The sequence below is a fragment of the Photobacterium japonica genome, from assembly GCF_050337005.1.
Taxonomy (GTDB): Bacteria; Pseudomonadota; Gammaproteobacteria; order Enterobacterales; family Vibrionaceae; genus Photobacterium; species Photobacterium japonica.
In genome coordinates, this window is the sequence record NZ_JAKJSN010000046.1 from 38,524 (window position 1) to 48,366 (window position 9,843).

At 45.2% G+C, this 9,843-nt stretch carries 5 protein-coding genes and 2 pseudogenes; 3 read left to right on the top strand and 4 right to left on the bottom strand.

Going from position 1 to position 9,843, the window contains the following annotated elements; translation table 11 throughout:
• Window positions 1-2: 2 nt before the first annotated feature.
• Together L4C36_RS17300 and L4C36_RS17305 are read left to right on the top strand one after the other, a co-directional pair.
• Entirely contained in the window at window positions 3-5,168 is a 5,166-nt protein-coding gene (locus L4C36_RS17300; RefSeq protein ID WP_428479052.1) for an RHS repeat-associated core domain-containing protein, read from the top strand.
• The gene (locus L4C36_RS17305; protein ID WP_428479053.1) at window positions 5,168-5,671 is read left to right on the top strand and encodes a hypothetical protein; all 504 of its coding nucleotides are present in this window, start codon (window positions 5,168-5,170) and stop codon (window positions 5,669-5,671) included. Before L4C36_RS17300 ends, L4C36_RS17305 begins: the two co-directional genes overlap by 1 nt.
• 262 nt (window positions 5,672-5,933) lie before the next feature.
• Here the strand turns inward: L4C36_RS17305 and L4C36_RS17310 are convergent, their stop codons facing one another.
• A complete protein-coding gene (locus tag L4C36_RS17310; RefSeq protein ID WP_428479054.1) occupies window positions 5,934-7,805 on the bottom strand; it encodes a hypothetical protein in 1,872 nt (623 codons plus the stop codon).
• A gap of 616 nt (window positions 7,806-8,421) precedes the next feature.
• On the opposite strand from L4C36_RS17310, the gene L4C36_RS17315 reads away from it, so the two are divergent.
• Window positions 8,422-9,021, top strand: a complete 600-nt coding sequence (locus tag L4C36_RS17315) for a recombinase family protein (protein WP_428479058.1) — start codon at window positions 8,422-8,424, stop codon at window positions 9,019-9,021.
• A 166-nt stretch (window positions 9,022-9,187) separates the two neighbouring features.
• On the opposite strand, the pseudogene L4C36_RS17320 reads toward L4C36_RS17315, so the two are convergent.
• From L4C36_RS17320 to L4C36_RS17330, 3 genes and pseudogenes are all read right to left on the bottom strand, one after another.
• Window positions 9,188-9,376, bottom strand: a pseudogene (locus tag L4C36_RS17320) (IS3 family transposase); the annotation flags it as partial.
• Window positions 9,366-9,560, bottom strand: a pseudogene (locus tag L4C36_RS17325) (IS6 family transposase); the annotation flags it as partial. The pseudogenes L4C36_RS17325 and L4C36_RS17320, both read right to left, overlap by 11 nt.
• A gap of 155 nt (window positions 9,561-9,715) precedes the next feature.
• Window positions 9,716-9,841: a hypothetical protein gene (locus L4C36_RS17330; protein ID WP_428479059.1), complete on the bottom strand. Its 126-nt coding sequence runs from the start codon at window positions 9,839-9,841 to the stop codon at window positions 9,716-9,718.
• Window positions 9,842-9,843 lie beyond the last annotated feature (2 nt).

Here is a 9,843-nt window from a genome sequence, read left to right on the forward strand (position 1 = left end):
GTATGGATACCAACGCGACCTTATTGCCCGCCGACCAGATCAAAACCGATATTGTTGAAAGTTATCGCAACTGCCTGTCTACCTATCGAGAGCAGACAGAAGAGGTGTTCTACAGCGGCTTGTTACGCGGCTTTCGCATGGATCAGAAACTGGTCGTGGAGGGTAACCAAGAAAACGATGCCATCATTGATATGCAAGACAACCGTGCGTCTGTCATTGCTACTTGCCCAAAGAGCGGAAAGCTAACCATCTATCATACTTTTCAGTCTGTCTATTACTTGCCGATTGCGAATACCCCCTTTGAAGTGCGCACAGGTTCAAAGCCAAAGAGTTCTGGTTATGGCTATACCCCTGGCGAGATAGTCAAAGCGGGGACGATTGGCCCCGATGGAAAAGCCACTGTTGACGGGTTAGAACCAGGAAAACGTTATCAAATCATTTTCTACCCTGATGTGACTGACGGTGATCTAAAGGGCCTGTTTTCTTCTTATGATACGGTGATCAATACCAATGTCGGCTGGTTGAATGCGCAATGGGCCACCTTTAAACCCGAATGGGATTACTGGCTGAGTTTAAGCGAGGGAGAGCAACGTCTGCTGTTGGTCGCAAGTAGGGCAGAAGGGGTGGTAAAAGGCATTGGTGCGATATTGGAAGGCATGTGGGAGGTATTAAAGGGTGTGTGGGATGCCCTTAAAGGCCTCTTGTCCTTCCTGCTGGATCCGATAGGGAAGACTTTCAGCCTCGCAAAATCCATGATGGATTTTGATTTGAGTCAAATCCCTGAGTTACTCAAAAAAGCCAACACCTCAATCAGTAATGGCTTAGCCATATTGCAAGATGAAGCTTACCTGTTTCTATTTGGTGCTGCGTTTATTGCCTGGGCAAAAATGATCCCACCGCAAACATTAGCAACACTGTCGGGTGAGCTATTGATAGGTATCGTGTTTGATGTGGTCATTGGTGTCGTACTCACGGGTGGGATAGGGCTAGCGGTAAAATACGGGGGTAAAACAGTAAAAACGGGTGCCAAGTTGGCGGATAACCTCAACGGGATCAGAAAAGCGCCGGATGAAGACACGATCATCGCCGCGGTTGCCGATTTGCTTGGCAATGCCAAAGCATTGATGAAGCCGCATTTAGCGATATCCAATAAAATTCATGGGAATACTCTCGCACCATTAGATTCAGGCTACAGTGGTGATACGCAATACAAAAAACCGCAAAGCATAGCAGCACAACAGCCCTTACTCAGCACCTCACAAAAAAACGTTGCCCCAGAAGCCCTATCTGGTAAGCAGGAAGACTTCATACCGAGTGATGAGCCTTCGACCTCGATAACTAATGAAGGACAACCGCACACCACATTGATGGAATCAAAATTAACCGATTCGGAAAGTACACCCAGTACCAACGACAATGGCGATGTTGCTAAGTCCGATAGTAAAACGACCAAAAAGAGTGAACCCATCTCCATGGTGACAGGGGAAGAGTTACTAACGCTACACGATGCCTCGCTAAAAGGGATGATGGCGTTTGATTGGCACCGCTATTACCGCACCAGTGCGGTTGATCAGGAAGGGGTATTAGGCTACGGCTGGGTACACAGCCTAGAGCACCGACTGTGGGTTGCTGATGGTCAGGTCTATTGGCGTGATCATGAAAGTCGTACCAACCAGTTTTCTGTACCGACAGCCTCTAAACCTGCGATTGTGAACTATAACGCAGGCACGGCGATCTACTTAGGGCCATCCCCAACACCGAGCGAGCAAGCCCAAGGGGTCATTGCGGAATATATACTCTGTCAGCCCAGCCAGCCGTTCTACCATTTCCGCATTGTCCGTTCCGCAGATAGCACCGAGGGATCCACCGGCTACCTTGTTGCACTGAGTGACGCGTATAACAACCGTTTGGCTGTGCGCTACGATAATCACTCGCGCATCAGTACCCTTGAAACCGAGCACAATACCGCGTTGCGTTTTAGCTATCAGAAGGTAGCCACTCGTACAGGCTTGAAAAAACACCCTCGCGACCGCTTAGCTAGCGTTGAATTTGAATCTCGCGTTGACTATTTCTCCGACCCCAGTCGCACGACCCTCATGCGCTATCACTATAACGATGTGGGCCAACTTACGATTGTCGAAAATGCCGCCGGTGAGCGGGAATATTACGGCTATGACGCCGATCATGTGCTGACTTCCCGCCAATTTGGTGGTGGGCTGAAAATCCAATGGCAGTGGCAGGGTAAAGGCAAGCAGGTAAAAGCCCTTGCGTGCAACAGCAAAGCCCCCGCGTTCAGGGCTCAATTCCAATGGAAACCAGAATCAGGGAAATCCGTCGCGCGTCTTGATGACGCCACAGGCATAACCTATTTTCATGATGAACACGCCAACTTAGTCAAACAGGTGGCGGCCGATGGCACCACCACATTGTATGAGTACAACGACGATGGCTTGTTGCTGCGCGAGGAAGATCAAGATGGCATCGGTAAATCCTACCATTACGATAACAACGGCAATGTCAGCACACTCATCGATAAAGACAGCACTGTCACCCACTTTGACTACCACAAAGGCTACCTTCGCAAAGTTGAACGTGGTGATCAACGCTGGTTATATCAACGCAATGATCAAGGCGATATTATCGCCAAAACCGACCCAAGCGGCGCACTCACTCAGTATCGATATACCGAACAGGGTAAACTGAAAGAGATCCGCTATCCCGATGGTGGATTGCATCAACTTGAATGGAACCATAGCGGCGAACTGGTCGCAGAGCGCTTGCCAACCGGGGATCACCGCACCTACTGCTACGACGAATACCACCGTTTAATCACACTGAAAGCTGAAAATGGTGCGATCACTCAATATGAATACGATGCCCTTGATAGGGTTATCTGTTTACGCGATTCAGGTAACCACACTCAGCATTACCGTTATAACGCGTTGGATAAAGTAACACACTATACCGATGAACTAGGGCGCACCACGCAATATCTCTACGATGTCGATACGGGGTTATTGCGTGAACAACATAACCCCGATGGCACGAAGCTACGTTATCAATATGATGAGCAGCGTGGCTTAATTACTGATGTCGAAAATGAATCTGGCGAGCATTACCTTTTAAAATACGACGTTAATGGTCGTGTTATTCAAGAAATTGACTTCGCGGGTCGTAACACCCAATACAGCCTCAATGCGCAAGGTTACCTAATAGCCAAAAAAGAAATCGGCAGTGCTGCGTTTGACTCCCCCGAGTTAATCACTGAGTTTGACCGCGACGTAATGGGGCGCATTACCCAGAAGCGCTTAGCTGACGGAAGGGTGATTGACTACCAATACAACGAACAAGGCAAACTGCTGTCGGTGGATGATGGCGAACGGCCACTTTTCTTTGAGTATGACGAACTTGGCCAGCTAACTGTTGAGCATCAAGGCTACGCCACCTTGCGCTATGGTTACGACAGCCAAGGGCGCTTAACTAAAATGAAGCTGCCCGATGGTAACCGCCTCCGCTATCACTATCAGGTTGGCAGCTTACTCAACGGCATTGACCTAAACGGCGAGCCGCTCACCCGACATGGCTACCAACACGGGCAAGAGATCTCACGTCGGCAAGGACAAGCAAAAAGCCATTATACCTATGACGAGCAAGGCCGATTAACCCAGCAACAGCTTACCTTTGGCAATAGTCAGCACGCCAATGCCCGCGTACACCATGGCAGCGATTACAGTAAAGTGTTGCAACAACGCGACTACCGTTACAACGTCACCGGTCTACTGGCAGAAATCACCGACAGCCAAAAAGGCAAGTTGTGGTACGACTATGATCCGCTCGACCGACTCACCGCTGTGCGCGGCGCGGTAGAAGAGCGGTTTGAGCATGACGCCAGTGGCAATGTGCGAGGCATGCACAGTCAAGACGAGGCGCATAGCCAGGACAGACACGCGTCCAGTGAAGTAAAAGGCAACCGACTGACGGTACAAGGTGATCGCAAGTTCGCCTACGACGCCTTTGGTAACGTCGCCACCGAATACCGGGGGAAGGGGCACAAGCTGGTCACTCATTATGAATACGACTGCCAGCATCGCTTAAGCAAAGTACACCTGCCCAATGGCACTATCGCACAGTATTTCTATGACCCCTTCGGGCGCCGTTACAAAAAACAGGTGAATGGCATTGAAACGCTGTTTTTCTGGCAAGGTGAGCGGCTAATCGCCGAAGAGGTAGCAGGGCAAGCGTATCGAAGTTTCATTTATGAGTTAGGCACCTTCCGGCCACTGGCTCAACTGGAAGGAGAAGGACAACAAGCAGAGTGCTACTACTACCAGTTAGACCACCTTGGCACCCCACAAGAGCTGTTCCATGCCAATGGCAATTTAGCTTGGATGGCGCAGTACCGAGCCTACGGTAATGTGAAGCGAAAAGTGGTGCACATGGTCGACACGCCACTGCGCTTCCAAGGCCAATATTTTGATGAAGAAACCGGCCTTCACTACAACCGTCATCGCTACTATAACCCTAACACGGGCTGTTTTTTGACGCCCGACCCAATAAAGTTATCGGGCGGAATAAATAACTACCAGTATGTGCTTAACCCGATAAACTGGGTGGATCCGTTGGGGTTAAGTGCGGAAACGGGTTGTAAGCAAACGCCTACTACTGCAGAACAAGATCAAGAGCTGCAGGGGCAGAGGGATGAGGGGATAGTACCACCCAAATCACTTATGGATAATATTATAGATGAAGCGAATTTAGTTGCCGCTGCTGGAGGTGAAATTACTGATACACAAAGGTCCATATTAAGACAAAATCTGCCGGTTGTTCAACGTAGGAATCCTTTTCAAAATCGATTCATGAGGTCCGAATTTGAGAAAAATCAGAGATTACTTATGGCTTCTTGGTCTGAGGCAACTGGTAGGTCTTGGCCAATGAGAGAAATTAATGGAGTAATGAAGCCAGCAACGCCTCATCATATAATACCTCTTGAAAGTGGTGGGTCTAATAAGTGGTGGAATCTGATGCCTACATTTGGGAGACTACCAAACCACTCATTACCAGGTATTCCTGGGCCTCATGCTCGTGATGGGGTGTTGAGAGAGACAATTCAACGAGGGCCAAAAGCTTTGCCTGGTGGTACCATAACAGATCTTCGTGGAGAGAAATAATGAAATACTCTGAATTAATGAAAATACTAGATAATATAAATTGGTTTACATTCGTTGGTAACTATAAAAGCGAAGGTAATAAAATTGCGATCCATAGTTTAGAAGCTTGGGATAGTGCAATTTTCCCTTCAGACATGGATGATAAATTAACTCGTTGTGCATCTTTGATGAATTGGTTACCAACCTCATGGGAGGAAGTTGACCCTATTTATGGCCATGAATTATTAGATTCTGCTCATATTGTTCCAGATAATAAAAAATTAGTAATGGCAGCTTACAAAAAAGCAATGAAATCATTAAGAGAGTTCAATAAGACGCAATTTAAGAGTGGTCGAAATGATTTTTCTTTAGCGGCAAAAGGAGCAGCACTATATTGTGTGAAAATGACGGCAATTGAATCATTGGCTGGGAAGCCGGGATTGTGGACTGAAATATTTAAGTTGTATATAGATGGTTATTGGCCTTGTGGCCTTATGCCAAATGGTGAATTGGTTGTCTATTGATAATACACAAGCCAAAACCAACAGCTTGATCGTGACTTGCGCGAGATCCAGCAAGAGCGCAATACATTACAAGCGTCACTATCCGATCTAAAATCTACAAACTCAACAAATGCGCAACGTTTGGAATAATTACAATCAGAAGTGGTTGAGCTGAAAACCAATATTAAGCAAGCACCTTGAAAATTCTCAAGGCGCTTAATTTACTTGTAGTCGTCTATTTTATGATGTCTGCTGGTAAATCACGACTAGATTCTACGGACTGTTAATGCTTTTTAAGCTCGTAACAGAGCCTGAAACCAGTCTTAATTCCTTTGTATTTTCCAGTTGAATCTTTAGGGCCACAAGCTCGTAACACATAATCGTCCATATAGAACGAAGTGAGGCTAGCTGTTCGAATTTGAACCCCTTCGAACAGCCACTCGCAAAAATAGTCAGAATCAATAAATCGTAATCCGTTCACTTTGAAACTACTTAGAGGCAGTGGGAAGTGAAGGTGTAAGTTATCAAAGTCATTTTCAGACATATAGGGGGGGTGAGAGGCGTACTTTTCGCCCTGACTGTTAACAAACGTCATGTCACTGTGCTGTCCTCGTTTTACTTGTGACCAGTTTTCACCTCTCAATGCCTTGTATTCTGAGTAGGTTAGAAGACGGATAGGAACTCCTGTTTGTTTCTCCAGCCAGTTTACATAGGATAGAACATCAAAAAATGTACATGATGCAGGTAGGGTGACATCACGTTCACTATTGACTGGTGCAAGTAAATCACCTTGTCGACTTTCTCTATAATCTGAGTTTTGTTCTAGGAAGTTGATGAGATCACTAATCGTTATTAGTTCGGAAATCATCATTTCTTTTTCATCGATGGATACTTGATTGAAACCATCTAGACGAATGTTAGACGTTCTGTGCTCAGGATGATACTCCCCTCTAGATTGATAATATTCACGCAATATAGCCTGAACACCAGGGTAGTTTTGCATGAGGCCACCATTGTGATAGTAATGCATTTCTGAGCAGTGGCTATCCCACTCTCGGTACCCTTCATATTCAAAATAGTGCCAGCGTTCAAAACGGTAATCTTCGATAAAACTCGGGATATCAGCTCGTTTTAAATTATCGCCATATACCTGATGTGAAAAGACTCTGTCACGCTGGTTTTTGATTAGGAAGTCAAAGTTTCCGTAGCCATCCGATAAAAAAATCAAGTTGTCATTGTAGGGCAAAACGTTCACCCAACCTCTATCACTGTCTTTAAACCGTGCTGTGAGAAGTGTTTGAATATATTTTTGAGATTCGATATCGATAGTCGCTTCTACCGAAGTAGTACTTTGAGCATAAAGTTTGATATGAGCTGTTGTATTAGGAATATTGGTTAAAGCATTCCCTAAAAGATGATAACTGCTGCTACTAGTGGTACTTCTGTTATTTAGCAGAATAAGGTCGACAATTTTCACCGAAATTTGTTTGTATTGTGTTTGTTGTTCTACTGGCTCTGTGATTTTATTAGTTATGATGTCTAATATAGAAGGCAAGTTTTCTCGGTCCACAATAGATAGTGTAATTTCAGATGCCACATCTAGGTTGAGCAATTCCTGTTGTCGAAATGGAAGCTTGCTCACATCAAAGCTACTGTCGATTATCCGTCTTATGTGATAATTATTGAGTATAATATGTTGCCAATCGCAGTCTTGCCGTAAAGCATCATGCAAGTCGCCGTTGTGCCATCCGAATACATCAGAAAAGTCAAAATCATGCCCAGTGAACAACTTTTGAGGGGTAGGACCTTCGAAGAAGAATAACCTCTCTGATACTTGCTGATGAGTGAAAGAGTTGTATAAGTGATACGTCCCCTTTCTTTTGTGTTGGAGTAGGTCTTTGCGCTTCCTTAGGTTATGTTTGGCCATAAATGGCAGCAAGCTTTCATTGTATTCTTCCTCATAGGCTGCAAAACCACCACTGATTCCAAGGCGCTTGGCTATGGCGTTTAACTTTGTCGTATGAGAAATTTTTTCACGATCGTGTGATGTTCTTTTCGCAGATGTTTTGAGTTCAGCTGGAGACAGTCCTGTTAGGGTAACAATATGGAACTTTTTTAAAGGAATGTAGGTGGATTTTATTGTATGCATAGTCATTCTAAAACCTTGATTAATTAGCTAGCCCCATCATGATTTAATGACGGTGTACTTCCGGCTATAAGGTCCGAGAATGATAGTGAGATCGTGAGTAAAGAATGATTTTCCAACGATGTGAGTGCTTTGTTTTGTAAGAAGTACATTACAAACCGCAGGTAAGCCTCAGCCCTTAATAAAAACTAAATCAAAACCACAACCAAGTCAATAGGTTTCATGAAATACATAAGTGATTTCAAACCAACAGAATTAGGTCTTTCTTTGAGCCTGAAGTCATCCTTTGGTACCTCCGTTGGTATGGTTCAATACCGATGAACTATGCCAACCTTAGTGACTGTAGTGGAATGGAAAATTTGGCCTTCTAATTGGAGGATCCTTCGATCTTGGAGTCAATGTTATTGATGTGCCATCTGTTGCGTATGCTCAAGACGTTGTGTTAAACCGAAAAAGGTAGATCAGTAAAAAAGCTAAAATTGAACAACAAATGGCAGTTCAAAAGGGTATACCCCAGCGAAACCACTCGCCGTACCTCATCACCCCGCATTGCAGTCATTACAAAACCACTTATAATGAACCAAATTAGGAAACCAACTTAAAATAAACCGATTTGGTGATAATGATGCTGATCCGTGCCTACCTTCGTGCTTCTACCTCAGAACAAGATGCCCATCGTGCAAAAGATGAATTACGTGAGTTTATTGCCGGCTTTAATAAGCGCATAGCCGGTTACTACGCGGAAAACCAATCCGGCACTAAGTTAGAACGACCAGAGCTCAATCGGCTGATAGAAGATAGCGAAGCCGGTGATGTTCTGCTGATTGAAAAAATGGATCGCCTCACGCGTTTGCCCTGGGGGGAGTGGAAAACCTTAAAGGCAAAGATCATGGCCAAGGGGTTGGTGATAGTGGTGGCCGATCAGCCGATGACCCATGCCGTGTTTAGTTCCGGCAAGCAAAACAGTATCACTCTCGCACTAACGGAATTTATGTTAGATCTCGGGGCGGCCATGGCCCGTGATGATCACGAAACCCGCCATAAACGTCAGGCGCAGGGAATTGCTAAGGCCAAAGCCGCAGGTAAGTATCGTGGCAGACGAGCAAACGAGGCCTTGCATCAGGATATACGTGATCAGTTAACGTTAGGCCGCAGTTACTCGCAGATACAAGAGAAGCTGGGGTGCAGTCGGGCGACGATAGCGCGGGTGGTGAAGGAGAGTTAGTGTTTAGCTTGGAATGGGACATAACAGTTATGCCCAGAAATCATTTAGCGCTAAAGCTCATACATATTCTGTTTATGTAATTATCGGATACAAAAGATAATGGACGGGAAAGCGCCCTAACCTATTGATTTTACTAAATTAATTGCACATAAGTCACCTGTAGTGGTCAACTAAAATTGGCCACGGTTTTAGAGTTTTTCCAATATAATCGCTCTGATTCATTCGGTGTCAGTCCGCCGTTATATTGATGGGGGCGAAGCTGGCAGTAATACCCAATGATATATCGAATGATCTCTTGCTGAGCCTCAACAAAACTCCGATAGCCCACCGAAGGTATCCATTCTGTCTTCAAACTGCCATGATGAATCTATTCGGGTAAACTGGTGATGGCGTAACTTCTTACGTAATGCCGGTGAATACTCAATGAACCAGCGATAAATGGTTGAGCGATTCACCGATATCCCTCGCTCGGCTAACATGTCACTGAGGTTGGCGTAACTCATAGGTGTTGAGCAATACCAACGGAGGCACCAGAGGATGACTTCAGGCGCAAAGTGTTTCCATTAAAATTCAGGATTGGTCATCGCATCGCTAATTAGAGGGAATTGATTGAAATTTTTGCAACAAGCCCGTTAAGAAAAAGGCTACAGAGAGCAGCCTTTAATGGAGTATTGATTAGAACTGATATTATATATTAACGATTCTTAGCTGTATTTTTACACTGATCATCTTTAATTCCATACCCAGTGCAACCCCAGAAGTCGCCATATTTACCATTACGCTTTTTCATTGGTCTTCCACATTTGTCACAAATAACTATTG

What these genes read in the sequence shown, in the direction of transcription:
- L4C36_RS17310 (WP_428479054.1), bottom strand. Translation starts at nt 7,805, where the DNA reads ATGACTATGCATACAATAAAATCCACCTACATTCCTTTAAAAAAGTTC.
- L4C36_RS17315 (WP_428479058.1), top strand. Translation starts at nt 8,422, where the DNA reads ATGCTGATCCGTGCCTACCTTCGTGCTTCTACCTCAGAACAAGATGCC.
- L4C36_RS17300 (WP_428479052.1), top strand. Translation starts at nt 3, where the DNA reads ATGGATACCAACGCGACCTTATTGCCCGCCGACCAGATCAAAACCGAT.
- L4C36_RS17305 (WP_428479053.1), top strand. Translation starts at nt 5,168, where the DNA reads ATGAAATACTCTGAATTAATGAAAATACTAGATAATATAAATTGGTTT.